Annotated in this window: 25 protein-coding genes and 1 pseudogene; 14 read left to right on the forward strand and 12 right to left on the reverse strand. The window is 63.3% G+C overall.

Features of this window, described 5'->3' with window-relative positions:
- The first annotated feature begins 202 nt into the window (after positions 1–202).
- The 9 genes and pseudogenes from P3C39_RS05405 to P3C39_RS05445 all read left to right on the forward strand — a co-directional run bounded on the left by P3C39_RS05405 (position 203) and on the right by P3C39_RS05445 (position 9,844).
- On the forward strand, positions 203–1,378 hold the full coding sequence (locus P3C39_RS05405) for an MFS transporter (protein WP_275952825.1): 1,176 nt from the start codon (positions 203–205) through the stop codon (positions 1,376–1,378).
- 127 nt (positions 1,379–1,505) lie between these two features.
- On the forward strand, positions 1,506–2,678 hold the full coding sequence (locus tag P3C39_RS05410; protein ID WP_275952826.1) for an MFS transporter: 1,173 nt from the start codon (positions 1,506–1,508) through the stop codon (positions 2,676–2,678).
- 66 nt (positions 2,679–2,744) lie between these two features.
- Entirely contained in the window at positions 2,745–4,817 is a 2,073-nt protein-coding gene (locus P3C39_RS05415; protein WP_275952827.1) for a prolyl oligopeptidase family protein, read from the forward strand.
- Positions 4,818–4,885: 68 nt separating this feature from the next.
- Positions 4,886–5,026, forward strand: coding sequence for a capsid protein (locus P3C39_RS05420; protein ID WP_081734892.1), 141 nt, complete (start codon positions 4,886–4,888; stop codon positions 5,024–5,026).
- 48 nt (positions 5,027–5,074) lie between these two features.
- Positions 5,075–6,454, forward strand: coding sequence for an aspartate aminotransferase family protein (locus tag P3C39_RS05425; protein ID WP_275952828.1), 1,380 nt, complete (start codon positions 5,075–5,077; stop codon positions 6,452–6,454).
- A 142-nt stretch (positions 6,455–6,596) separates the two neighbouring features.
- Complete coding sequence (locus P3C39_RS05430; protein WP_275952829.1) at positions 6,597–6,962, forward strand: hypothetical protein; 366 nt, start codon at positions 6,597–6,599, stop codon at positions 6,960–6,962.
- A gap of 6 nt (positions 6,963–6,968) precedes the next feature.
- Positions 6,969–7,214, forward strand: coding sequence for a cytochrome c oxidase assembly factor Coa1 family protein (locus P3C39_RS05435; RefSeq protein ID WP_275953161.1), 246 nt, complete (start codon positions 6,969–6,971; stop codon positions 7,212–7,214).
- A gap of 193 nt (positions 7,215–7,407) precedes the next feature.
- A pseudogene (locus P3C39_RS05440) lies at positions 7,408–9,051 on the forward strand (FAD-dependent oxidoreductase); the annotation flags it as partial.
- Positions 9,017–9,844 carry an aminomethyltransferase family protein gene (locus tag P3C39_RS05445; RefSeq protein ID WP_275952830.1) on the forward strand — a complete coding sequence of 276 codons (828 nt, stop codon included), beginning with the start codon at positions 9,017–9,019 and terminating at the stop codon, positions 9,842–9,844. The pseudogene P3C39_RS05440 and the gene P3C39_RS05445, both read left to right, overlap by 35 nt.
- 327 nt (positions 9,845–10,171) lie before the next feature.
- On the opposite strand, the gene mmsB is transcribed toward P3C39_RS05445, so the two are convergent.
- Both mmsB and P3C39_RS05455 read right to left on the reverse strand, forming a co-directional pair.
- The gene (gene mmsB, locus P3C39_RS05450) at positions 10,172–11,056 is read right to left on the reverse strand and encodes a 3-hydroxyisobutyrate dehydrogenase (protein ID WP_127365794.1); all 885 of its coding nucleotides are present in this window, start codon (positions 11,054–11,056) and stop codon (positions 10,172–10,174) included.
- Positions 11,057–11,081: 25 nt separating this feature from the next.
- On the reverse strand, positions 11,082–12,248 hold the full coding sequence (locus tag P3C39_RS05455; RefSeq protein WP_275952831.1) for an isobutyryl-CoA dehydrogenase: 1,167 nt from the start codon (positions 12,246–12,248) through the stop codon (positions 11,082–11,084).
- Positions 12,249–12,392: 144 nt separating this feature from the next.
- Here P3C39_RS05455 and P3C39_RS05460 point away from each other — a divergent pair, with 144 nt between their 5' ends.
- Complete coding sequence (locus P3C39_RS05460) at positions 12,393–13,007, forward strand: dimethylsulfonioproprionate lyase family protein (RefSeq protein WP_275952832.1); 615 nt, start codon at positions 12,393–12,395, stop codon at positions 13,005–13,007.
- Positions 13,007–14,479, forward strand: a complete 1,473-nt coding sequence (locus P3C39_RS05465) for a cobyric acid synthase (RefSeq protein ID WP_224621707.1) — start codon at positions 13,007–13,009, stop codon at positions 14,477–14,479. The genes P3C39_RS05460 and P3C39_RS05465 overlap by 1 nt, the downstream gene beginning before the upstream one ends.
- A gap of 18 nt (positions 14,480–14,497) precedes the next feature.
- Here P3C39_RS05465 and P3C39_RS05470 read toward each other — a convergent pair whose 3' ends face one another.
- The 4 genes from P3C39_RS05470 to P3C39_RS05485 form a co-directional block, all read right to left on the reverse strand.
- Positions 14,498–14,917, reverse strand: coding sequence for a VOC family protein (locus P3C39_RS05470; protein ID WP_127367347.1), 420 nt, complete (start codon positions 14,915–14,917; stop codon positions 14,498–14,500).
- Positions 14,918–14,989: 72 nt separating this feature from the next.
- On the reverse strand, positions 14,990–15,820 hold the full coding sequence (locus P3C39_RS05475; RefSeq protein ID WP_027160481.1) for an AraC family transcriptional regulator: 831 nt from the start codon (positions 15,818–15,820) through the stop codon (positions 14,990–14,992).
- Positions 15,821–15,921: 101 nt separating this feature from the next.
- Positions 15,922–16,092: a hypothetical protein gene (locus tag P3C39_RS05480; RefSeq protein ID WP_275952833.1), complete on the reverse strand. Its 171-nt coding sequence runs from the start codon at positions 16,090–16,092 to the stop codon at positions 15,922–15,924.
- Between the two features lie 51 nt (positions 16,093–16,143).
- Complete coding sequence (locus P3C39_RS05485) at positions 16,144–16,929, reverse strand: TSUP family transporter (protein WP_013531213.1); 786 nt, start codon at positions 16,927–16,929, stop codon at positions 16,144–16,146.
- Between the two features lie 150 nt (positions 16,930–17,079).
- Here P3C39_RS05485 and P3C39_RS05490 point away from each other — a divergent pair, with 150 nt between their 5' ends.
- Positions 17,080–17,511 carry a TerB family tellurite resistance protein gene (locus P3C39_RS05490; protein WP_063168183.1) on the forward strand — a complete coding sequence of 144 codons (432 nt, stop codon included), beginning with the start codon at positions 17,080–17,082 and terminating at the stop codon, positions 17,509–17,511.
- A gap of 21 nt (positions 17,512–17,532) precedes the next feature.
- Here the strand turns inward: P3C39_RS05490 and P3C39_RS05495 are convergent, their stop codons facing one another.
- The 5 genes from P3C39_RS05495 to P3C39_RS05515 all read right to left on the reverse strand — a co-directional run bounded on the left by P3C39_RS05495 (position 17,533) and on the right by P3C39_RS05515 (position 23,899).
- Positions 17,533–19,155, reverse strand: a complete 1,623-nt coding sequence (locus P3C39_RS05495; protein ID WP_275952834.1) for a dipeptide ABC transporter ATP-binding protein — start codon at positions 19,153–19,155, stop codon at positions 17,533–17,535.
- The gene (locus P3C39_RS05500) at positions 19,152–20,021 is read right to left on the reverse strand and encodes an ABC transporter permease (RefSeq protein WP_064993700.1); all 870 of its coding nucleotides are present in this window, start codon (positions 20,019–20,021) and stop codon (positions 19,152–19,154) included. The genes P3C39_RS05495 and P3C39_RS05500 overlap by 4 nt, the downstream gene beginning before the upstream one ends.
- A complete protein-coding gene (locus P3C39_RS05505) occupies positions 20,018–20,965 on the reverse strand; it encodes an ABC transporter permease (protein ID WP_027160478.1) in 948 nt (315 codons plus the stop codon). Before P3C39_RS05505 ends, P3C39_RS05500 begins: the two co-directional genes overlap by 4 nt.
- A 13-nt stretch (positions 20,966–20,978) precedes the next feature.
- On the reverse strand, positions 20,979–22,457 hold the full coding sequence (locus tag P3C39_RS05510) for an ABC transporter substrate-binding protein (RefSeq protein WP_275952835.1): 1,479 nt from the start codon (positions 22,455–22,457) through the stop codon (positions 20,979–20,981).
- A gap of 161 nt (positions 22,458–22,618) precedes the next feature.
- On the reverse strand, positions 22,619–23,899 hold the full coding sequence (locus tag P3C39_RS05515) for an acetylornithine deacetylase/succinyl-diaminopimelate desuccinylase family protein (RefSeq protein WP_063168179.1): 1,281 nt from the start codon (positions 23,897–23,899) through the stop codon (positions 22,619–22,621).
- 8 nt (positions 23,900–23,907) lie between these two features.
- Here P3C39_RS05515 and P3C39_RS05520 point away from each other — a divergent pair, with 8 nt between their 5' ends.
- Positions 23,908–24,114, forward strand: coding sequence for a hypothetical protein (locus P3C39_RS05520; RefSeq protein WP_127384794.1), 207 nt, complete (start codon positions 23,908–23,910; stop codon positions 24,112–24,114).
- Positions 24,115–24,118: 4 nt separating this feature from the next.
- Entirely contained in the window at positions 24,119–24,547 is a 429-nt protein-coding gene (locus P3C39_RS05525) for a L,D-transpeptidase (protein ID WP_013531220.1), read from the forward strand.
- A 60-nt stretch (positions 24,548–24,607) separates the two neighbouring features.
- On the opposite strand, the gene P3C39_RS05530 is transcribed toward P3C39_RS05525, so the two are convergent.
- Complete coding sequence (locus tag P3C39_RS05530; RefSeq protein ID WP_275952836.1) at positions 24,608–25,597, reverse strand: lipid A biosynthesis lauroyl acyltransferase; 990 nt, start codon at positions 25,595–25,597, stop codon at positions 24,608–24,610.

Genomic DNA, 25,597 nt, shown 5'->3' on the forward strand with positions numbered 1-25,597 from the left:
TCCGGCCATTGCGGAGGCGACGACCACTAGGGCGAGGGAAGCGACATGCCGGAACGGCAGGTGCCCGGCCGCGACATCGGCGTGATTAGGTTGCCGCGTTGGAGCAAGCGGATTTCGGTGGCCGGCCCTTTCCTTCCGGGGATCGAACCGATAGCTACTTGGCTTGCCGGCCTGATGGCCAGCAGTTCATCTGGATGGCAGCATGGTCGCGACCGGCTCGAGCGAAGGCGAAGCAGGAACGCAATGGGCAGCGCTTGCCGGCGTCACCGCGGCACTTGCCATGTTTGGCGCCGCGCAAGGGCTGAGCTCGCCGCTGTTCACATTGCTGATGCAGAAGCAAAGCATGTCGCCGGCGCTGATCGGCCTGTCGGCGGCGATGATGCCGCTTGGGCTGATCCTGTCGGCTTCCTTCGTGCCGGCGGCGGTGCGGCTGGTCGGCGGGCGCAACCTGGCGGTCGGCTGCTCGCTGACCGGCGCGCTCTGCTTCCTGGGCATCGGCTATCTACAGGACTGGGTGGCGTGGTTCGTCATCCGCTTCATCATCGGCGTGGTCATCAATCCGCTTTATATCCTTGGCGAGGTGTGGGCGCTGTCGCTGGCACCGCCGTCGCGGCGCGGCCGGGTGATGGGCGTGTTCAACACGCTGATGGGCGCCGGTTACGCCGCCGGACCATTCGCGCTGACCCTGCTCGGCACGTCGGGCTGGGCGCCTTTCATGGTCGGCGTCGCCGGTTTCGCGCTCTGCGCGGTGATCCTGCACGCCGTCTCGTCAAAGCTCACCGGCTTCGAGGATGACGGCCAGCCTGCCAGCGGCCTTGTCGGGTTTGCCAAAATGGCGCCGGCGCTGCTGCTTGCCGTGCTTGTCTCGGCGGCGGTCCAGCAGAGCACCTATGCGCTGGTCCCGGTCTTCGGCGCCAGCTATGGCCTGGCGGAAGCCGTTCTGGCCTCGCTGGTGATGGCGCTTTCCCTCGGCAACATCCTGCTGCAGATACCACTCGGCCTTCTGGCGGAGCGTTTTGGCGGCCGCGCCATGATCATCGTCTGCGCACTGGCAACAACCGTTTGCGCGCTTTTGCTGTCTCTGCTGATCACAACGCCGTTGATCTGGGTGGTGCTGCTGGTGATGGGCGCGGTCGGTTACGGCGTCTACACCATGGCATTGGTCGAACTCGGCAGCCGGTTCAAGGGCTCTGTGCTGGTCGCCGGCAACGCTGCTTTTGCGCTGATGTGGGGCGTTGGTGGCATCGTCGGCCCTCCTGGTGCGGGCCTGCTCATGCAAGGCATCGGCCCACTTGGGCTGCCGGTGGTTATTGCCGCTCTCGACGCGGTGCTGGTGATGTTCGCGCTGTACCGCTCATCCATGCGCCGAGCTTCCTGATAAGCCCAACCTCCTGACAGGCCCAGCCTCCTGACAGGCCCTGTCTGGAGCAAGCAGTTTTCGCCCGCCAGGGGCTTACCTCCGCGCAACTCAATCGCTAATCCTGCAGCCCGACAGCGGTGCGTACATGAATTTGGTTGAATCGAACAAGGACGAGACGATGCAATGGGCGGCGATCACCGGTGTGATCGCGACCGTCTCGGTGTTCGCCATCGCGCAAGGGTTGTCCTATCCGCTGCTGAGTTTCATCCTGCAGCGCCAGGGCGTTTCGCCAGCGATGATCGGCTTGTCGGCGGCCATGACGCCGATTGGCTTCATTCTGTCATCGCCGTTGATCCCGGCGCTGGCCCGCCGATTCGGGGCAGGGCGCACCGCGCTCACCTGTGCGGCCCTTTCGGCTGTCGTGCTGGCGCTGATCGGCTGGACGCAAAATGTCTATTTGTGGTTTCCCCTGCGCTTCCTGATCGGCGTCGTGACCAATCCGCTCTATGTGCTGAGCGAGATCTGGGTGATCGCGCTGGCACCGCCGGCCCGACGCGGCCGCGTCATGGGTGTCTATTCGACGATCATCTCGGCCGGTTTCGCGACCGGGCCACTGTGCCTGCTTGCAGTCGGCACTGAGGGCTGGCCGCCCTTCCTCGTCGGCATTTTCGCCTTCGTGCTGTGTGGCATTTGCCTGGCCTCGGTGCTGCCGCGTTTGCCCAAGGTCGACGAGGCCGGGCACCAGGTTTCCGTCCTGGGTTTCGTGCCGCTGGCGTGGCTGCTTTTGTTCGCCGTCATAGTCGCCGCCGGCTTTGAACAGGGTGCGCTGGCGTTGCTGCCGGTCTATGGCACCCATCACGGCATCACCGAAACCCGCATGTCGGCGCTGCTGTCGGTGATGATCGCCGGCAACATTGTCATGCAGGTGCCGCTCGGCCTTTTGGCGGAAAGGCTTTCCGCGCGCCTGGTGCGGCTTGCCTGCGTCGCGATCACGGTGCTCGGCTGCGTCCTGCTTCCGCTTCTCATCGAGTCGCCGCTGATCTGGCCAATGATCTTTGTCTGGGGCGCGGTTTCCTACGGCATCTACACGATGTCGATCATCGAGCTCGGCGAACGCTTCACCGGCTCCGCACTGGTCGCCGGCAATGCGGCCTTTTCCTTGATGTGGGGCGTCGGCGGCATCGCCGTGCCGCCGCTGGCGGGGGGCGCCATGGATGTTATGGGCGCCGGCGGACTGCCGATCACGCTTGGGCTGCTGTGCCTGGCGCTGGCCATTGCGAGCCTCGCTGGTCGGCGGAAAGCCTCAATTGTGCGCTGAACATGGTGAATATCGACGGCCTGTCGGCGTTGGCTTTTTCAAAGCAACGCGTTTATCGGAGACCTCATGACCAAGCCTGCTACCCAGACGCCGAATTCCGCCCCCACGACCGACGATCCCTTTCTCTGGCTGGAGGACAGGACGGCCAAGCAGTCATTGGACTGGGTACATCGCCAGAACGAGATCACGGTTGGCGAATTGCAGGGCGATCCGTCCTATCAGGCGTCGTTCCAGACCGCGCTCGACCTGATGACGGCCGAGGACAACATCGCGGTCGGCGCGGCAAAAGCCGGCCATGTCTACAATTTCTGGCAGGACAAGACCAATGTGCTCGGCCTCTGGCGCCGCACGACCGTCGCTTCCTACAAGACCGAGAAGCCCGACTGGGAAACGATCATCGACTTCGACCAGCTTGCGGCGAAGGAGGGGATAAAATGGGTTTTTGGCGGCGCAAGCCGACTCTATCCGGACTTCAACCGTTGCCTGGTGAGTATGTCGCCGGATGGCGGCGACGCCAGCGAGATGCGCGAATTCGACATCGCGACCAAGTCGTTTGTCGAGGGTGGGTTTCGTGCACCCGCTTCCAAGTCGGGTTTCAGCTGGCTGGATAAGGACACCGTGATTGTTTCGGCCGCTTTCGACGAGGCCGACAAGACCGAGTCCGGCTATCCGCGAGTCATAAAGCTGTGGAAGCGCGATACCAAGCTGGAAGACGCGACGCCGATCTTCGAGGCGCAGAAAGAGGATCTCGCCGTTGGTGCCGCTGTCGAGTACGACGGTGACAGACGCTATCTGGTCCTGGCTCGAACGCTGAATTTCTTCGCTTCGCACATCTTCCTTCGGCTGCCTTCCGGCGAAAACAAACAGCTGCCGCTACCGGACGACATGACCGATACGGCAATATTCAGGGATCAGCTCGTGTTCGGCGTGCGCAGTGCATGGACGGCGCCCGACGACACGGTTTGCAAGCCCGACGGTCTTTATTCGGTCGATATTGCACATTGGGTCGCAACCGGCGCGATCGGGCCTGTCGAAACCTTGTTCGAGCCGGCATATCGCGTTTCCATAGCCGGCATTGCCCGCACGCGGGACCGGTTGTTCGTCAGCCTGATGGACAATGTGCGCGGCAAAGTCGTCGTCTGCGAGCGCATGGATGGCAACTGGTCGCTGAAACCGGTGGCGCTGCCCGAAAATGGCAATGTCGGCATCAGTCATGCCGAGCAGTTCGGCTCGAGCGTGTCCTTCTCCTTCACCGATTTCCTGACCCCGAGTTCGATCATCTGGTCCGACGACAATGGCGAGACGCTCGCCACCGTGAAGTCGCAGCCGGCGCGTTTCGATGCCTCGCCGCTCATCTCGGAACAGTTCGAGGCGCGCTCCAAGGACGGCACGATGATCCCCTATTTCGTCGTCAGGCGGCGCGACCAGAAAGGTCCGGTGCCGACGCTGCTTTACGGCTATGGCGGCTTCGAAGTGCCGCTGCTGCCCGGCTATGCCGGCGTGCGTGGTAAGCTGTGGCTGGAGAAAGGCAATGCCTATGTGCAGGCATGCATCCGCGGCGGCGGCGAGTTCGGCCCGGCCTGGCATCAGGCGGCGCTCAAGGGCAATCGCCAAAACGGATTCGACGATTTCGCAGCGGTCGCGCAGGACGTCGTCAAGCGCGGCATCGCGACAGCAAGCTCGCTCGGCATCCAGGGTGGTTCGAATGGCGGCTTGCTGACCGGCGTTTCCTTGACGCAGCATCCCGAGCTTTTCGGCGCCGTCATCATCGAGGTGCCGCTGCTCGACATGCTGCGTTACGCCGAATTGCCGCCTGGCGCCTCGTGGATGGCCGAATATGGCGATCCGTCGAAACCCGAAGACGCGAAGTGGCTTTCAGCCTACTCGCCCTACCAGCATGTCGACGCCGCTGCCGCCTATCCGCCTGTGCTGCTGACCACATCGACCGCTGACGATCGGGTCCATCCCGGCCACGCGCGCAAGATGGCCGCCCGCCTGCAGGAAGCCGGCCATGCCAGGACGCTGTTCTTCGAGGAGACCGAGGGCGGCCATGGCGGGCGTGGCGACCGCCGGCCGCAGGCGGCGCAGACGGCGATGAAATATGTCTTCTTGCAGAGGGCGCTGACAGCCAAGGCCTAGAGTCATTCCGTTATGGGCCAAGCAAAGGGTGGTTCTCCTCGAGCAGCCTTTGCTCTAAGGTGGCTTCCATGGCTCTCGTCAGGATGTTGATTGACGCATTCGAGGCTCGCGCATTGCGGGTCGCGGTGACGCCGTCACCGCGCACGCTGCGCGCCGAGCTTTTGCGGCTGTGCGCCCGCATCGGCTATTCGCCACCTCTCTGCCTCTGAAGCATTCGCCCCGGCTTGGCCGGATAGAATCCAGAGGGAAGATCAGACATGACCTATCAGAATTATTCGCTGAAGCAGCTTCAGCAGATCGACGCCGCGCATCATCTGCATCCGTTCACCGACCACAAGGAAATGCGCGGGGCCGGGTCGCGCATCATCACCCATGCCAACGGCCCTTTCATCTACGATTCCGAGGGGGCTGAAATCCTCGACGGCATGGCCGGGCTGTGGTGCGTCAACATCGGCTATGGCCGTGACGAGCTGGCCGAGGCCGCCTATGCCCAGATGAAGGAACTGCCTTACTACAACTCCTTCTTCAAATGCTCGACGCCGACGCCAGTGCTGCTGTCCAAGAAGCTGGCGGAGATCGCGCCGAAGCACGTCAACCAGGTATTCTACGGCTCTTCCGGGTCGGAAGCCAACGACACCGCGCTGCGCCTCGTGCGCCACTATTGGGTGCTGGAGGGCAAGCCGGAGAAGAACCGCATCATCTCGCGCAAGATGGCCTATCACGGCTCGACCGTTGCCGGCACCTCGCTCGGCGGCATGGATGGTATGCACAAGCAGCTCAACGGTGCGGTGCCCAACATCGTCCATGTGATGATGCCCTATGCCTATGAGCTGGCGCTGCCTGGCGAGAGCGATCATGATTTCGGTCTGCGCGCGGCCGGGGCTGTCGAGGAGGCGATCCTCGAAGCCGGCGCCGACAAGGTTGCCGCGTTTATCGGCGAGCCGATCATGGGAGCCGGCGGCGTGAAGATACCGCCGGCGAGCTATTGGCCGGAAGTGCAGCGCATCTGCCGTAAATACGATGTCCTGCTGATGCTGGACGAAGTCATCACCGGTTATGGACGCACCGGCGAATGGTTTGCCGCACAGACACTCGGCATCGAGCCAGACACGATCACCACGGCCAAGGCGCTGACCTCGGGCTATCAGCCGCTGTCGGCATTGCTGGTTGGCGACCGCATCGCCTCGACGCTGGTCGAGAAGGGCGGCGAGTTCAACCATGGCTACACCTATTCCGGGCACCCGGTGGCCTGCGCCGTGGCGCTGAAGAACCTCGAGATCATCGAGCGCGAAGGGCTGGTCGACCGCGTCCGGAACGACACCGGCCCTTACTTCGCCAAGGCGTTGCAGGAGCGCATTGCCGGACATGATCTGGTCGGCGAGGTCCGTTCAATCGGACTGATGGGCGCGATCGAGATCGTCAAGGACAAGGCGACCAAGGAGCGGTTCCTGCCGGCTGGAAGTGCGGCGGTAACCGTGCGGGATCACGCCATCACGAATGGCATGATGCTGCGCGCCACCGGCGACACGATGATCCTGTCGCCGCCGCTGATCTGGACCCGCGATACGATCGACATGGCCTGCGACCGCATCTCGAAGGCGCTGGATCTGGCGCAAACCGATCTTCGCAAGCGGTAGAACTCGACCCCTCGGCTGGGCGCTCCTCGGCGGAAGCGCCCAGCCTTGAGACCATGCCGAAGCGGGGAGGGAACGAATTCCATCACAAGCGCGTAGTGTGTGGGGCAGCGGCTGATTCGGCCGCCACAAGGGGTTTGTTTCCATGAGAAAGACCGGCAAGAGCCGACGGGCGCGAGAAGCGGCCAGCATCAGCGGCGACCTGATGCTGGCGCCGCTGGTGGCGATGATGCGGCTACCGTTGATGGCCATGGATGGCGGGAGCCGCCAGCCATGGAGCACGGAGACCGCACGTGCGGTCAACGAGAAGACCGCCGCTATGGCCGAAGGCGCGTTTGCGGCGCAAATGTCTTTCCTGCAATCGGCATCGCGGTTCTGGCCGGAAGTTTTTTCCGGCCGCACGCCATCGCTGTTCAACGGGGTTGCGGCGGAGCGCTCGATCAGCGCCGCGCTGAAGCCGGCAAGCCGTGCCGTGAAAGCGAATTTTCGCCGGCTGTCCAACAAGACCTGACCGGGGCTGCAAACCGACAGTTTCTGGGTCGGCGGCCATCTCAACGTCAATGCGAATGGGGCTGGTGAGGCCCAGTTCGGCATTCCGGTCCACGGCGCCAGGGGCAAGGGCACGGCCTATTCGACGGCTGTCCGGACAGCCGGCACGTGGAGCCTGCGCCTGCTGGTCGTCAGGGTCGAGGGAGCCGATGCGCCGATCGTGCTGATCAACGAAGATCATGTCCCGATCCCGAATGCTGCAATCGGAATATAGCTGGGCAAAACGCAAAAAAGCGGCCTGAACGCGGGCGCGACAGCTGACAGTTCGGCCGGCTTCGTGGCCCAACAGTCGGGTGACCACTGCAGCGTTCCAGACAAGGAAATATGCTGAAAAGCCGGATGCTGTCTGACAGTATGCGCATGCGTTCATGTGGACCGGTGGCAATTTCAGACAAGGGCATGCACATATGGTGAGCTCCTTCCGTGCGGTCGTGGTCGGTGGCGGCTGTGTGGGCGCCGGCATTCTCTACGGCCTGGCAAAGCGCGGCTGGACCGATGTGGCATTGCTGGAGCGAACACAGCTTACGGCCGGCTCGACATGGCATGCCGCGGGGCTCATCCCCTCTTACGCGCGCAGCCGCAATGTCGGCCGCATGATCGCCAGATCGATCGCGATCTATGAAGGCCTGGAGGCGGAGACGGGCCAGAACGTCGGCTGGCACAAATGCGGGCAACTGCGCATTGCCAACACGCGCGACAGGCTGGACGAGTACAGAAGCTACATGGACGTTGCCGAGGTCCAGGGAGTGCGGGCCCGGATCGTATCGCCCGCGGAGGCGCGAGAGATCTGGCCGCTGCTCGACAACAACACCATGCTGGGTGCCCTCTACCATCCCGATGACGGCCACGTTGCACCCGCCGATGTCACCCAGGCCATGGCCAAGGGTGCACGCGACCTCGGCGCGAAGATCCATCTTGATACCGAGGTGGTGGGTTTCGAGCGGATGCCGAGCGGCGAGTGGAGGGTCAAAACCTCACGCGGCGAGATCGTCTGTGAACATGTCATCCTTGCAACAGGCAATTACGCACGCCAGACAGGCGCCATGCTGGGCCTGGACATTCCCGCGATTCCGATCCTGCACCAGTATTGGATCACCGAGGCGGTTCCCGAAATCGTGGAACGCAAACGGCTTGGTCTTCCGGAGATGCCGATCCTCAGGGACGAGGGTTACGAGGGCTATCTGCGCGAAGAGGGAGACGGGCTGATGTTCGGTCCCTATGAGCGCACCGAGCAGCTCAAGCTGTTCGCCGAAAACGGCGTCCCGGAATGGTTCGGCGCCGATCTGCTCGATGAAGATTTCGATGCCGTTTCCTGGAACTGGGAGCGCGCCACCGAACTGGTTCCCGCGCTCGGGCGCGCCGGCATCAAGCGCAATGTGCGAGGACCTTTCCAGATGACGGCCGATGAGCTGCCGCTGATGGGGCAGGCGTGGGGCCTGGAGAATGTCTGGCTCGCCGAAGGGGTGCCGGGGGGCATCCTTTGGGGCGGTGCGATTGGCTATTACCTCTCCGAACGGATCGTGGAGGGTGGCAACAGCATCGACACGGCGGAGCTGGATCCCCGCAGGTTCGGCCGATACGCCAACAAGAACTGGACCCGGGCCAAGGTCCGGGAAGCCTGGGGCACCCACGCCGTACAGCACTATCCGGGCCAGGACATGCCGGCGGCGCGACCGCAGAAAACGGCCCCGTCCTATGACCGCCTAAGTCAGCTTGGCGCGGTATGGGAGGTGTTGAACGGCTGGGAGATGCCGAGCTGGTTTGCGCCCGCGGGTGTCGAGGCGCGCAATGTCTACAGCTGGCGCTGGACCCCCAAGGGGAACCACGTCGCCGCAGAGGTCCAGGCTGTCCGCCAGGCCGCCGGTCTGGTCGAGATGACACCAATGACCAAGTTCGAGGTCGGCGGGCCGGGCGCCGAGGGCTGGCTCGACGGAATCCTGGCCAACAGACTGCCGCGTCCCGGTCGTGTCGCTCTTGCCCATCACCTGACGCCGACCGGCGGCGTGCAGGCCGAGTATGTGGTGGCGCGGCTGCAGAGCGACCTGTTCTATCTCATATCGACGCCGCGCGCCGAACGCTGGAACCTTGACGATCTCGGCCGGCTGTTGCCGAAAGGACGGCAGCGTGCATCTGCGCAACGTCACGGAGGATCGCGGCAGCTTCACGGTGGTTGGGCCGAAGGCGCGCGACATACTGCAGCCGCTGACGGAGATCGACCTCTCCAACGAGGCCTTCCCATGGTTCAGCGTACAGTCCGGCACCGTCGGCATGGCCAGCGACGTACGGCTGCTGCGTGTCAACTATTCGGGTGAGCTGGGATGGGAACTCTATCATCCACTCTGCTACCAGCGGCATTTGCTGGATGCGCTTCTGGCATCGGGAGAGGCACACGGGCTGAGGCTGGTCGGACTTCAAGCGCTGGAATCGCTTCGTCTCGATAAATCCTACCGGGCCATGTACCGCGATATGAACCCCGAATTGTCCGCCTGGGAAAGCGGCCTCGAGCGCTTCATCAGCCTCGACAACAGGGACTTCATCGGCCGGGCGGCACTGGTCGCGAAACAGCAGCAGGTTACACGCCGGATCGCCACACTGTCGATCGACACGGACGGTGCGAGCGCATTCGCCTTCGAGGGCGTTTACCGCGAAGGCGAGCTCGTCGGCCACATCACCTCGGCGGGCTACTCCTACACTTTTGGTCACGACATCGCACTTGCGCTGCTGCCCCTGGAACTTGTGTCGCCCGGTACCGAGCTCGAGGTTTCGATCCTCGGCGAGCGCCGCGCGGCAAAGGTGATCGCCGACTCGCCCTATGATCCGGAAGGCGCCCGCGGGCGCATGTGAGGTATCCCGGAGTACAGTTTCCGGTTCATCGATGTCTCAACCGTGCTGCTGGGTAAAACGCAAAAACCGCGCTCCATCGGGAACGCGGTTTTGCCAGATACGCATGGCGCTTCGCTACGCAAACACTTTGCGAAACTTATGGCACTTGTCGAAACTTACGGGCTCCGGTACGCGAGACCTGATCCGGAGCGCCGGACGGATGAGATGTCCGCCTCACAGTCCGTTTTATAGGGACATCGTTACCGCGGAGTTATCGAGAGCTTAAGCAAATCTAAATTTTCATTTTTTCCACCGAAGGAAATCGGAAAAATCCGCCAAATCCGTGGGTTACGCCGGGTTACCCCTGAGAAAATTAATTATGCCGGAGAAATCGACGCCGCCATGTCCCTGGGCGTTGAACAAGGCATAAAGCTGAGCCGCTTCGGCACCAAGCGGCGTTACAGCACCCGCACCTTGCGCGGCTTCCTGGGACAATTTCAGGTCTTTCAGCATCAAGGCGGCTGCAAATCCTGGGTTGTAGTCCTTGTTTGCGGGCGAAGTCGGCACCGGGCCGGGCACCGGGCAGTAGGTGGTCAAGGACCAGCACTGGCCGGAGGAGGTCGAGGCGACGTCGAACAGCGCCTGATGCGACAGGCCGAGTTTTTCGGCCAGAACGAAGGCTTCGGCGACACCGATCATCGAAATGCCGAGGATCATGTTGTTGCAGATCTTTGCTGCCTGGCCGGCGCCGTCGCCGCCGCAATGGACGATGCGGCCGGCCATCGGCTTCAGGATCGGCTCGGCGGCAGCGAAGGCATCATCGGAGCCTCCCGCCATGAAGGTCAGCGTGCCGGCTGCGGCACCCCCGGTGCCGCCCGAGACCGGTGCATCGATCGACGACAGCCCGTGCTTCCTGGCGACGGCATGGGCTTTGCGGGCTGACTCGACGTCGATGGTCGAGGAATCGATAAAGAGTGCGCCTTGCCTGGCCTTGGGCGCGATGTCTTCGTAGACGGAGAGGACATGCTTGCCTGCAGGCAGCATGGTGATCACCACGTCGGCATCCTTCACCGCGGCCAAGGCATTCGCCATAATCGTCACGCCATGTTCCTTGGCGACGGTGAGGTTTTCCGGAACGAGGTCGAAACCGTTCACCGCATGCCCGGCCTTGACCAGATTGGCGGCCATTGGATTGCCCATATTGCCGAGGCCGATGAAGGCGATCGTCGTCATTGTCTGTCTCCCAGAGTTGCTGGCTTCAACGGCCAATCAGCGCGCGAGCGATGATGACGCGCATGATCTCGTTGGTGCCTTCGAGGATCTGGTGCACGCGCAGGTCCCGCACCAGTTTCTCGATGCCGTAGTCGTGCAGGTAGCCGTAGCCGCCGAGCAGCTGCAGTGCGTCATTGGCGACATTGAAGCCGGTGTCGGTGACGAAGCGCTTGGCCATCGCCGACCATTTGCCGGCATCCGGCGCCTTGCGGTCGAGCTTCGAGGCGGCGGCATAAAGGAAGATACGCGCCGCCTGCAGCTCGGTCTCCATGTCGGCCAGCCTGAATTGCAGCGCCTGGAATTGATTGATCTTCGAGCCGAAAGCCTTGCGCTCGGCGGTGTGGGACAGCGCCTTGTCGAGCGCCGACTGCGCGCCGCCCAGCGAACAGGCGGCGATGTTCAGCCGGCCGCCGTCGAGCCCGGCCATGGCGATGCCGAAGCCAGCGCCTTCGTCGGACAGAAGGTTCTCCGCCGGCACCTTGCAATCCTCGAAGATGACCTGGCGGGTCGACTGCATGTGCCAGCCCATCTTGTGCTCGTTTGCCCCAAAGGAGAGGCCCGGCGCATCTCTGGGTACGACGATGGTGGAAATGCCTTTCGGCCCGTCCGCGCCGGTGCGCACCATGACGGCATAGACATCGCTGTCGCCGGCGCCGGAGATGAACTGTTTGGTGCCGTTGAGCACATAGTCGCCGCCGCTTTTCACCGCACGGGTCTTGAGCGCCGCGGCATCGGAGCCGGAGCCTGGCTCGGTCAGGCAGTAGCTGGCCAGCCATTCCATCGAAGTGAGCTTCGGCAGGAAGCGCTGGCGCTGTTCGTCATTGCCGAAACGGTCGATCATCGAGGCCACCATGTTGTGGATCGAGATGAAGGACGAAAAGGCCGGATCGGCGTGCGACAGCGCCTCAAAGATCAGCACGGCGTCGAGCCGGCCAAGTGCCGAGCCACCGACATCGTCCCTGATATAGATGCCGCCGAGCCCGAGCGGGCCGGTCTCGCGGATCACGTCGGCCGGGAAATGCTTGTTGCGGTCCCAATCGAGCGCATTCGGTGCGACACGGTCGGCGGCGAAGGCCTGCGCCATCTCCTGGATGGCGCGCTGCTCCTCGTTGAGTTCGAATTGGCTGGTGCTCGCATCGACCGCGGCGTCCATGGCGTGCTCCCTGTGTGCTGGCCAGCTAGCTCGCTGGCCTGTTGTTTTTGGCTTTGCGCGCGCACCAATCTAGACCAATGATGCCGCCGCGCAACCCGATCCCCTGCGGAGCGGCTGTGCATCAACGCATGTCCGGAGCAAGATGTGACGACAAAATTCGATGAACTGCTGGGCCGGTTCCACGCATACCTTGCGACCGTGGATCACGTCCTGATGCGCGATGCCGTGGCCCGGATCGGCTGGGACATGCCGGCTCGCACGCTGGAGCCGCGTCCGCTTGCCTGCCTGCGCCATCTCGATCGCGCCGCCGAACTGGCGCCTCCGGATGCCAAGCCGCTCGTGCAACTGCTTGCCGAACGTCGGAATGATTTCCGCTGGGGGCAGACTTATGGCGAGGCGGACTTCGGGAAAGAGTTCATCGACAATTACGGCTGGCTGGAAGTGTTCGGCACACGTGGCCACTTTGCCAATGACGAGGCCGCCGCCGGCCTGCTGATTCTTGGACCAGATATCGTCTATCCCGACCACCATCACGTCGCCGAGGAAATCTACATTCCGCTGACCGGCGGCACCGAATGGCGCATGGGCGAGAGCGGCTTTTGCATGCGTACGGCCGGCGAGGTCGTCCATCACGCGTCCAACGTCAATCACGCCATGCGCACCGGCAAAGACCCCTTGCTGGCACTCTACATCTGGCGCGGCGGGCCGCTGGCGGCAAAATCGAACATCACCGGGACCGTGGCGCAGGGCAGGGACTGATGGCCAAAGCGATCATGCTGCAAGGCACGGGTTCCGACGTCGGCAAGACCGTGCTGGTCGCCGGCCTCTGCCGCGCGGCAAAAAAGCGTGGGTTGAAGGTGCGGCCGTTCAAGCCGCAGAACATGTCGAACAATGCCGCCGTCGCCGATATCCCCGGGGATAAAGCCGGCGGCGGCGAGATCGGCCGCGCGCAATGGCTCCAGGCGATCGCTTGCGGTGTCGCACCATCGGTCCACATGAACCCGGTGCTGCTGAAGCCGCAGACCGATGTCGGCGCGCAGGTCATCGTGCAGGGCAAAATGTTCGGGGAAGCGCGGGCGCGCGACTACCAGGCGATGAAGGGCCGGCTGATGGACGCCGTGCTGGAGTCCTGGGGCAAGGTCGGCGAGGGCGCCGATCTGGTCATCGTCGAGGGCGCCGGCTCGCCGGCCGAGATCAACCTGCGCAGCCGCGACATCGCCAATATGGGCTTTGCCACGCGCGCCGATGTGCCCGTGGTGTTGGTCGGCGACATCGATCGCGGCGGCGTCATCGCTTCGGTGGCCGGCACGCATCTGATCCTGCCGGAAGAGGACCGGCGCATGATCGCCGGCTACCTCATCAATAAGTTCCGCGGCGACGTTTCGCTGTTTGACGACGGCCTGAAGTCGATCGAGACATTCACGGGCTGGCGCTGTTTCGGTGTCGTTCCGTGGCTGAAAGCGGCGGCACGCTTGCCTTCGGAAGATTCGGTGGTGCTGGAGCGGCTGGCGTCCGGCGAAGCGCGCGCGCTGAAGGTGGCGGTGCCGATGCTTGGCCGCATCGCCAATTTCGACGATCTCGACCCGCTCAAGGCTGAGCCGCAGGTCGAGGTGGTGTTCGTGCCGCCGGGAAAGCCGCTGCCCGCCGATGCCGGGCTGGTGGTCATTCCAGGCTCGAAGTCGACAATCGGCGATCTCTTGAAATTCCGCGAGAACGGTTGGGATCGCGACCTTCTTGCGCATCGCAAGCGCGGCGGCCATGTCGTGGGCATTTGCGGCGGCTTCCAGATGCTCGGCCGCATGGTGCGCGATCCCGACGGCATCGAAGGCAGCGTCACCGAAGCCGAAGGGCTCGGCCTGCTCGACATCGAAACTGTGATGGAGCCGGAAAAGACGGTGCGCAACGTCAGGGCCCGTTCGGTGCCGTTCGACCTGCCGCTCGAAGGCTATGAAATCCATCTCGGCCGCACCACCGGGCCGGATACGCTGAGGCCGTCTGCAGTCATCAATGGCATCGATGACGGGGCAGTGTCGGCCGATGGCAAGGTGATCGGCACCTATATGCACGGTCTGTTTGGCGCCGACGGCTTTCGCGGAAGATTCCTCGAAAGCCTCGGCATCAAGGGCGGCGGCATCGACTACCGAGCCGAGGTCGAGCGGGCGCTGGACGAGGTCGCAGCCGAGCTGGAGACCCATCTCGACTGCGATGCGATCTTTGCACTGGCGCGGTAATTCGCGGCACAGGTTGGCTCAGCCCTTCTCGCTTGCCTTCGGCCAGTAGGTGCCGAAGGACCAGACGTTGCCTTCCGGGTCGCGGCAGATGAACTCGCGGCTGCCATAGTCGCGGTTGGTCAATTCCTGGATGATCGTGGCGCCAGCCTTCCTGGCCTTGGCATAGGCGGCATCGGCATCATCGACGGCGATGTAGATCGACTTGCCGCCGCCTGAGCCGGGTTCGCCGACCATCTTGCCGTAGTCGTCGTCGCGCACGGTGCCCAGCATGATCATCGAGGAGCCGAAAACCAGTTCGGCATGGTGCACGACGTCGCCTTCGCCATAGCGGGCCCGGACGCTGAAGCCGAAGGCTTCGCCCAGCCAGTCGATCATCTTTGCCGCGTTCCTGTAGCGCAAGGCGGGGTAGAGGCGGGGCGCTTCGGTGGTGGTGGTCATGTCGATCTCCTTCAGTGGGGTTGGTCGATGCCCCACTGTGGGTAAAGGCCGTTCCGGCGTCTTGAAGAAATGTTACCTGGCCGAGATTCCGGTTGGTGTCTCGCCGGCGAGGTCGCGGAATTCGCGCACCAGATGCGCCTGGTCGGCATAGCCGCAATCGGCTGCGATATCGGCCCAGTCGACGGCCTGCTGCCTCGACAGGCCGAGCGCGCGGTTGAAGCGGACGATGCGCGACAGTGTCTTGGGGCCCATGCCGATGGCGTTGGAAAAACTACCGGCGAGATGTTTGCGGCTCCAGCCCAGCCTTTCGGCGATCGATGCAATGCGGGTCCGGCCGCCGGATGTGATGATGCGGTCATAGGCCCAGGCGATTTCAAGTGGCGTCTCGGCGGCATTCTCGAGACGGGCGGTGACGAAGGCTTCGGCCATGTCGAAACGCGTCGTCCAATCCGGCGCATTGCCCAGCCGTTCACGCAGCGCCAAGCCCTGAGCGCCAAGCACGTCGTCGAGGACGACCATGCTGTCTGTCAGTTCGCTCATCGGCAGGCGGAAGAAACGGCGTGCGCCAAGCGGCGTGAAGTTGACCTGGACGCAGCAGGCGCCGCCGAAGGATTCGATCACCACCGGTCCGGCAAAGAGGCCGGCGGCGAAACTGGCGAAGCGGTCATTGTCGCCGGGCGCCTTGCCGAGGCCGATGGCGAAGGGTTCGGCGAAGCTGATGACCAGCGGTACGGTGAGCGACGCATATTCGACGTTGCGCATATGGCCGGGCGCCATTTCGCGATAGCCGCAAATGTCCGACACAATGCCCTGAAGTCGAGGATCGGGCAGGCGCCGGCGCATCTCAAACCGCCCGGCGACGGACCGGTCCTGCTCTTGCTGGGGTTGCATCTTGACTGGCATCGGCCATCCTCGCGCCAGTCAAATCTAACAGACCAAGGGCCGGAATCAAAAGCGCCCGGCTTTTGGCCGGGCGCTCCTCGTCCCCACTTCAAGGGAAATGGTCAGGCGCCGCGCATCAAGCAGCCGCCGGCAAGCACGATGAAAGCAATAAGCACGATCCACACCGATGCGAGTGGAACGAATGAGAGAACGCCAAGCGCGGCGAGAACGCCGATGATGGCGATAACAACGGAGATGACAAAAACGATCTGGGTAGGTGCGCTAAGATTCATGTCTGCCTCTCCAACATGATTCGAACAGCGGCATCCTATCAGGGCGCGGGATCACACACCAATCAAGGCCCGCAGCGGGTTCGCCGGGTCAGCCAGCAACTTCACAGCAAGCGCCAGGCATACGATCACCAGCAGCGGCTTGATCAGTCTTGCGCCGATGCGCATGGCCAGGCTGGCGCCGACGCGAGCGCCGAGGAACTGGGCGACGCCCATCATCAGGCCGATCTTCCAGTAGACGACGCCGAAGGCCGCGAAGACGATGAAGCCGCCGATGTTGGAGGCGAAGTTGAGCAATTTGGTATGCGCCGTCGCCTTGAGCACGCCGTAGCCGGCAAGTGCCACGAAGGCCAGCATGTAAAAGGAGCCGGCGCCCGGTCCGAACAGGCCATCGTAGAAGCCGATGGCGGGCACCAAGGTCAATCCAAACAGGAACGGCGACAGGCGCTCGGCGCGGTCGACATCGTTCATGTTGGGCTTGAACGCGAAGTAGAGCGCGATGGCGATCAGCACGATGGGCAGGGCAGCCCGCAGTATGTCGCCCGGCACGATCGTCGCCAGCAAGGCGCCGATGGCGCTGCCGACAAGGGCCAGAAGCGCCGACGGCAATTGCCGGCGCAGGTCGACATGACCCTTCGACGCGTAGTGGATGGTCGCCGAGCCCGAGCCGAACATGCCTTGCAGTTTGTTGGTGGCGAGCGCCTGGACCGGCGTGAAGCCGGCAAGCAGCAGCGCCGGCACTGTGATCAGCCCGCCGCCGCCGGCGATCGAATCGACAAAGCCCGCGGCAAAAGCGGCGAAAGCGAGCATGGCGACGGTCTGGATGCTAAGGTCGATCATCTGATGTATGGGGGTGTCCGGCCGGCTGAAATATCGGGCGTTCGACCACGGCCGCCCTGTTTGCGCAAGATCGATTCCGCGCTACCTCTATCCCGGCGCATCGCGCCTGGATTGTGTTTGTGTAGTTAACCCGGAAAAGAGGGGCTCCTGATGGCATTCGCATTGCTGGACCAGATACGTCAGATATTCGACGGCGACCCCGGCGTGCGCAAGGTGGCGGACGATCCGGTCCTATCGGCGGAACTGCTGATGCTGTTTCGCATGATCCTGGCCGACGGGTCGGTCAGCGAGAGCGAAATGGTTGCCTTCCGGCGCATCTGCAAGGACGCCTTCGGCATTCAGGAAAGCAGCATCGACAGCGTCATCGAATATCTCAACGAGTTCGGCTACGAGACCAATGGCTCGCAGGCGATTGCACTGTTCCGCGATCTCGACGTCGAGCGGCGCCGGCAATTGGCCAAACATATGGCGGAGATCGCCAAGGCGGATTCGCAACTGGCCGAGAGCGAGATCCGCCTGCTGCGCCGCACGCTCGACCTGCTCGATATCAGCCCGGTCGATGTGGTCAAGACGCAGGAGTGATCGGGCCGCCTTCTCTCCTGATCAGCCTTGCTCCCGCAGCCGCTCCGCGATCGCCCGGTGCAAGTCAGGGGCGGCGGTGACAAGCGCCTTGGCAGCCTCGGACTGCGGGTGGTCGAGCACTTCGCTCGTCTTGCCGCGCTCGACGATCTTGCCGTCATGCATGACCAGCACCTCGTCCGTGATGGCGCGGGCCACGGTCAGGTCGTGGGTGATGAAGAGGTAGGCGATGCCGAGCTTCTGGTTGAGCTCTGCGAACAGATCGAGGATCTGGGCGCGGATCGAGACATCGAGCGCCGAGACCGGCTCGTCGGCAACGACCAGCTTGGGGCGGGTGATGATGGCGCGGGCGATCGACAGGCGCTGGCGCTGGCCGCCGGAAAATTCATGGGGGTATTTGTCCATGTCGCTGATGCCGAGGCCGACTTCGTGCAGGGCATGCGCCACCATCTCGCGGCACTCGGCGCGCGTCGGCTTTTTCTCCAGCACATGCAGGGGTTCGGCAACCAGCTTTTCCACCTTCTGGCGCGGGTCGAAGGAGCCATAGGGATCTTGAAAAACGACCTGCATATCGCGTCGCGCCGGCTTTAACTCGGCTTCGCTCTTGCCGGTTATGGTCCCGCCGCGGAACGAGATTGAGCCCGATGTCGGCCGATCCAGCGCCAGGATCATGCGGGCGAGCGTCGACTTGCCGCAGCCGGAGCGACCAACCAGTGCCACTGACTGACTCGGCGCCATCGACAGCGAGACGTCGTCGACGGCGCGGATACCAGGCGCGCGCTTAAACAGCGAAGTGCGCCGGCCGGGATAGTCGCGGGTCACGCCCTCGACCTGAAGCAAAGGGCGGCCCGTCTCGATGCCATGCGGCCTGGCGCGCGCCGGCACATGCATCGAGGCCTGCGCCAACTGGCGCGTGTAGGGGTGGAGCTGTTCGGATAGCGTGCGTGCGGTGTCGCCGGCTTCCATCACCTCGCCGCGGCGCAGGATGGTGATGCGGTCAGCCATCTCGGTCACCACGGCGAGGTCATGCGAGATCAGCAGCAGGCCCATGCGGCTCTCCGCGACGATGTCGCGCAATAGATCAAGGATTTGTGCCTGCAGCACCACGTCGAGCGCCGTCGTCGGTTCGTCGGCGATCAGCAGCTTCGGCTTCAGCGCACAGGCGATGGCGATGACGACGCGCTGGCGCTGGCCGCCCGACAGTTCGTGCGGATAGCGCGACAGCGGGAATTTCGCTTCGGGCAAGCCGACACGGTCGAGCATTTTTCGCGCCCGGTCTTCGGCCTCGGCGCGGCTGGCCCTGGTGTGCCAGCGTATGCCTTCGGCAACCTGTTCGCCGATGGTCTTGACCGGATTGAGCGCCGTCATCGGCTCCTGGAACACCATGCCGATGTCGTCGCCGCGCAGCGCGCACATCTGGTCCTCGGTTGCTGCCAGGATGTCGATGCCGTCGAATGTGACACGTCCGCTGGCGCGCGCGGCATGGGGCAGAAGCTGCATCACCGTCAGCGCGGTCATCGATTTGCCGGAACCGGATTCGCCGACCAGCCCCATCACCTCACCGGGCGCGACGGAAAGCTCCACACGCTTGAGGATCTGCGTGTCGCCGATGGTCAGCGACAGGTTCTCGATTTCGAGCAGGCTCATCGCTGCCGCCGCGATTTCGGATCGAGGATGTCGGCGATGCCGTCGCCCAGGAGGTTCAGCCCCAGCACGGCGACAACGATCGCCATGCCCGGAAAGATCGCCATCCATGGCGCCACCACCATGCGGGTCTGCGCGTCGAACAGCATGCGGCCCCAGCTCGGCATTGGCGGTTGCGCACCCAGGCCGAGATAGGAAAGCCCGGCCTCGGCCAGGATGCCCAGCGCGAACTGGATGGTGCCTTGCACCAGAAGCAGCGTGGCGATGTTGGGCAGCACATGTTCGATTGTGATCTGCGTGCTGCTCTTGCCGGCGGCGCGTGCGGCGAGAATGAACTCGCGCGGCCAGATCGCCAGCGCGCCGGCCCGGGCGACGCGCGCAAAGACCGGGATGTTGAAGATGCCGATGGCGATGATGGCGTTGACGGCGCCCGGCCCGAAGATGGCGGTGATCATGATCGCCGACAGCAAAGCCGGGAAGGCGAAGACGAGGTCGTTCAGCCGCATCAGCGCCTCGTCGACGAGGCCGCCGCGTGCCGCGGCAAAGGCGCCGAGCGGCACGCCGACCCCCATGCCGATGCCGACCGCGACCAGGGCCACCGCAATCGAATTGCGGGCGCCGACCATGACCATCGACAGGATGTCGCGGCCGAAATGGTCGGTGCCGAACCAGTGCGCCAGCGAGGGCGCTTGCGTCTTATCCGATATCACCAGTTTCGTGACGTCATAGGGCGTCCAGGCATAGGAGACGACAGCCATTGCCAGGATCAGCAAGGTGATGACGAAACCGGCAACAAAGGCGGTATTCCCGAACGCCTTGCCCAGGATGCTGCCGAACGTCTCTTCTGATATGTCGATGTGCAGTGTCATTGCCGGCTTCTCAGGCGCGGATCGACGACCGCATAGGAAAGGTCGACCAGCAGATTGACGGCGATGACGGCGGCGACCAGCAGCATGACGACGCTTTCGACGACGATCAGGTCGCGCTGGGTGATCGCCTGGAACACCAGCCGGCCGAGGCCGGGCAGATAGAAAACATTCTCGATGATGATGGTGCCGGCAAGCAGGAAGGCGAACTGCAGGCCCAGAATGGTCAGCACCGGAATCATGGCGTTGCGCAGCGCGTGCCGCCACAGCACAGCTCGGTAGGGCAGACCCTTGGCGCGGGCGGTACGGATATAGTCCTCGTTCAGCACCTCGATCAGCGCCGAGCGGGTGACGCGCGCCAGAATCGCGGCTTGCGGCAAGGCAAGCGCCACCGCCGGCAGCAGCAGCGACTTCAAGGCTGGCCAGACGCCGGCACTCCAGCCGGGAAAGCCGCCAGCAGGAACCAGCCGCAGCCAGACGGCGAAGACATAGATCAGCATCAGCGCGAACCAGAAATTGGGCACGGCGACGCCAAGCTGTGCGGCGCCCATGGAAATCGTATCGCCGGCCCGTCCACGCCGGCTGGCGGAAAACAGGCCGACGGGAATCGCGATGAGGGTGGAGAGCGCAAGCGCAATCAGCGCCAGCGGCAGCGAGACGGCCAGCCGCTCGCGAACCAGACCGATGACCGGCACCGAATAGGTGTAGGAGCGGCCGAAATCGAGGCTGAGCAGGCCGCCCGCCCAGTGCAGATAGCGCCAAGCCAGCGGCGCGTTGAGGCCCATCTGGTTGCGCAGCAACTCGACCTGGTCGGCGCTGGCATTCATGCCCAGCATTAGCCGCGCCGGATCGCCGGGCAGGATCTCCAGGACGGCGAACACCACCATGGAAGCCAGCACCAGCGTGGCGATGGCGATGGCGAGGCGTTTTAGGAGGTAGGCGGTCATGGAAGGTGGGGGATCACTCGCTCCACTTCACCTTGGTCAAATCATTGGCCTGGATCGGGGCGTTTTCCCACAGCCCTTGCAGCCTGGCGTCCCAGACGCCGATCTTCGGCAATTCATAGAGGAAGCCGACCACCGCATCGTCGGCCAGGATCTTCTGCGCTTGCCCCAGCAATTCCTTGCGCTTGGCTTCGTCGGAGGTGACGCCGAGATCGGCAATCACCTTGTCGAAGGCCGGGTTGTCGTAGTTGAAGTAATAATCCTTGCGCGAATAGATATCGATGTCGTTGGGCTCGGTGTGGGAGACGATCGTCAGGTCGTAATCCTTCTTGGTGAATACCTGGTCCAGCCACTGTGCCCATTCGACCGGAATGATTTCCAGATCGATGCCAACGTCGCGAAGCTGCGAGGCAATGATTTCGCCACCGAGACGGGCATAGGTGGGCGGCGGCAGTTTCAGCGTCGCCTTGAAGCCGTTCTCGAGGCCTGCCTCTTTCAGCAATTCCTTGGCCTTGGCGACATCATGCGGGTAGCGGCCGGTGAGGTCGACATAGTCCTTGTTGGCCGGCGACATATGCGAGCCGATCGGCTGGCCGAGGCCGGCCGAGGCGCCGTCGATGATGGCCTTGCGGTCGAGCGCGTAAGAGATCGCCTGCCTCACCTGCAGCTTGTCGAAAGGCGGCTTCTTGTTGTTGATCGACAGGATGGTCTCACCCTCGGTCGCGCCGATCACCACCTTGAAGCGCGGGTCGTCCTTGACCTGGGCGACGCTGTCGGCATCGAAGAACGGGAAAGCCTGGATGTCGCCCGAGAGCAGCGCCGGCACATAGGCCGCGGCATCCGGCACGATGCGAAACTCGGCCTTGTCGAGCGACGCCGGCGTGCCCCAGTAATTGTCCGATTTGACCAGCGTGATCGACGATCCCTTGGCCCAGCTCTGGAACTTAAACGGGCCGGTGCCGATCGGTTTTTCCTTGTTGGTGTCGGCAGATTCCGGCGCCACGATCACCGCGTCGCCCCAGCCCATATTGTAGAGGAACGAGCCCTGCGGGTTCTTCAGCGTGACCTTGACGGTTGCCGGATCGACGACGTCGACCTTGTCGATGGCGGCGAACAGGCCCTTTTGTGCGTTGACGGAGTTGTCGGCTCGCGCCCGGTCGAGCGAGAATTTCACGTCGGCGGCATCGAAGTCGGTGCCGTCATGGAATTTCACGCCGGTGTGCAGCTTGAAGGTGTAGACCGTGCCGTCATCGGAAATGGTCCAGCTTTCGGCCAGATCCGGCAGCACCTCGCCATTCGGCCCGATGCGCGTCAGGCCTTCGAATACATTGGCATAGAGAACCTCGTCGATCGCTGCGGCGGCACCGGCGGTCGGATCGAGATGCGGGGGTTCGAGCGGAATGCCGATGACCAGGTCGGTTCGCGCGGCGAACGCAGAGCTGCCGGCGGCCAGCGACAGCACCGCGGCCGCCAGAATGGTTTTCCACAATTTCATCGTGCAACTCCCCATGCGTTCAGACACGTGCTCGAACCCGAGTGATAGAAGCGTGATTTCGCCACGGAGTAAATTGCGTTTCGTTCTGCCCCTTGGCGTGGCCGGGAATGTTTTTGTCCTGGCGATCGCATCGGCAGTCGAAGCTTGTCGCGGTGCACACCTTATCCCGTGGCTGTGCCGCGCAGCAGCACGTTGAGCCCTATCGCCATCACCTTGGCCGATTCCACCATGTCCGATATCCCGACCCATTCGTCCGGCCGATGGGCGAGGTCGAGAATGCCAGGCCCATAAGCGATGCAATCATAGATATGGCCGATGCGAGCTATATGCTTCTGGTCATAGGTGCCGGGCGAAATGACATAATCGGGTTCGCGGTCGAAGATCGCCATGATGCCTTGCGCAACCGCCTTGACCACCGGCGCGTCGCGCTCGGTCATCAGCGGCAGCACTTCCATCAGGTCGCGGATTTCATAGTCGAATTTTGTCCGCTCGCGTTTCAACCGGTCGAGAATGCCGGTCACTTCACCTTTGACGGTGTCGAGATCCTCCTCGAGCAGGAAACGGCGGTCGATGGTCATCCGGCAGGAGTCGGGCACGTTGGGCGACGGCAGGCCGGGCCGGAAATCCTCGGTCTGGCCGCCATGGATCGAGTTGATGTTCATGGTCGAGCGTTTTGCTCCTTCGGGCACGACCGGCATGCGCGTCATCTTGCGGTCGAGCGCGGGAAACAGTTCGTCCTCGAAAGCCCGCAGCACGGCGCCCATGTGGCGCACCGCATTGTCGCCGAGAAACGGCATCGAGCCGTGCGCGATCTCGCCCTTGGTCTCGATCTCCGCCCACCAGACGCCACGATGGCCGAGGCAGATGCGGTCCTTGTTCAGCGGCTCGGGAATGATGACATGGTCGACCCTGGGTTTTGAGAAATAGCCGAGCCTGGCCAGATGCGCGACGCCGCCGAAGCCGCCGGATTCCTCGTCGACGGTGCCGGATATTTCGATGGCGCCGGGAAAATCGGGGAAGACTTCCAGGAAGGCCTCGGCTGCGATGATAGAGGCGGCAAGGCCGCCCTTCATGTCGCAGGCGCCGCGGCCATAGACCCTGCCGTCCCTGACGATGCCGGCGAAGGGATCGACGGTCCAGCCATCACCGGCTTCGACCACGTCGATATGCGAGTTGAAGTGGACGCAGGCGCCCGGCGACCTGCCTTCGGAACGGGCAACGACATTGACGCGCGGGTAGCGGTCGGTGTCGCCGGGCGTGCCTTCGGCGCGGATGAACTCGGTCTCGAAACCGCTCTTCTTCAGCCGCGCGCCGAGATATTCGGCGCATGGCCGGTAGGCCTCGCCGGGTGGATTGATGGTCGGAAAACGGATCAGCTCGGCGGTCAGCGCGACGACGTCGTCGCGCCTGTCATCGATTGCCTGGAGGAGTCGCTGGTTCATGCGCAGAGTTGAGCAGCGATCCCAGCGATTTTGCAAGCCCGCCGGCGATCAAGCCGGTGCGGCGTGTCGTTGCGGCAACTATTGCGGGAAATCGTTCAAATTCGCTGCTTTGGATTGGCGAATTGGTCAAGGTGTGTGTGTTAGCCCGTGCATCTGCCATTAAAAAGATGAAAAACAATCAGGCAGGCAGGTTAGGGGCAATCAAAGGGGTTTGATCGCATGAAAAAGACAGTTCTCATGGCAACCATGTTTGTTGCAATGCTGTTCGGTGCTTCGGGGCAGGGCTGGGCAGCCAGCCTCGTTGCAAATATAGACGTGTCGTCGCAGACGATGACCGTCAGATATGGCGCGTCGGTTTACCGGTGGAGTGTCTCCACCGCCCGCACCGGCTATTTCACGCCGCGCGGCACCTATCGGCCGCAGCGCACGGCCAGGATGTGGTATTCGCGCAAATACCATATGTCGCCGATGCCCTATTCGGTGTTCTTCCATGGCGGCTATGCCATCCATGGAACCGGCGCCGTCAGGCAGCTCGGCCGCCCGGCGTCGCATGGCTGCGTGAGGCTGCACACGGCCAATGCCGCCACGTTCTATTCGATGGTGCGGGAAGTGGGTTTCGGCAACACGCGCATTGTCGTCACCAACTAAGGCGGTTCAGGTTCGCTGTTGTCTGCTGGCGCTGGGCTAACCCCACGCCAGCAGCTCTGCCTAAGCGTTTGGGACCGCCTTTGCCTGCGGTCGCTTTCGACGCCCGCCGCTGATCTCCCACCTTTTGTGGAACCACATCCACTGGCCGGGATCTTCTCGCACCCAGCGCTCGACGACGTCGTTGAGACGCTGGGTGGTGGCACGGACATCGACGCTGCCGTCAGCGGTGCGCGGCAAGGTTAACTTGTCCTCGATTTCGAGCCGGAAGCGGTTGCCTGGCAGCCTGACGCAGCGCGCCGGATAGACGTCGCAGTCGTAGTGGCGGGCAAGGGTGGCCAGCACGCGATTGCTCTGGCAGGGACGGCCGAAGAATGTCGTCTCCAGTCCATTGGAGAATTTCTGGTCGACAAGGATGCCGATGTTGCCGCCGTTCTCCAGAAGCCCGGCCAGGGCGAATGACGCGCCCGCCATGGATGGCAGCAACGAGCCCATGGTCGAGCGGCGCGTCGAGAGGATGTAGTCGGCGAGATAGGGATTGTTAGGCGGGCGAAACAGCGCAGTGATGTTCATGCCGAAAGTCGCGGCCGCCACCGGCAGCAATTCGAAATTGCCGAGATGGCCGGTAAAGACGATATGCGGCTTCTCTTCGCTGGCTATTTCGACGAAGTGGTCAGCTCCCTTGACCTCGACGCGGCCGGGCTCGCTGGCCGCGGGGTCGTAGTCGAAGAGGGCGTCGAGAAAAATGTATTCCGCGGCCAAGCGGGCCATGTTGCCCCACATGTCGGAGGCGATCGCTTGGATTTCGGCTTCGCTCTTTTCCGGATAGGCCTTGCGCAGATTGTCGACGGCGACCTGATGGCGTCCCACCCGGGGGCCGACCAGGCGTGCGACGCGGTCGGCGAAATTCAGCGCACTGTCGGCCGGCAGCAGGCGCAGGACCGAGATGACCATCATCGCTGCCCGCGCCACCAGCCAGTAATTGAGCTGGCGCAGTTGCCTGCCGTAACGAAATTTGAGGTCCCGGCGGAACTTCTTGAATACAGAGGTCAA

Origin of the sequence: Mesorhizobium sp. XAP4, assembly GCF_029269325.1 — a bacterium.
In the GTDB taxonomy this organism is placed as follows: Bacteria; Pseudomonadota; Alphaproteobacteria; order Rhizobiales; family Rhizobiaceae; genus Mesorhizobium; species Mesorhizobium ciceri.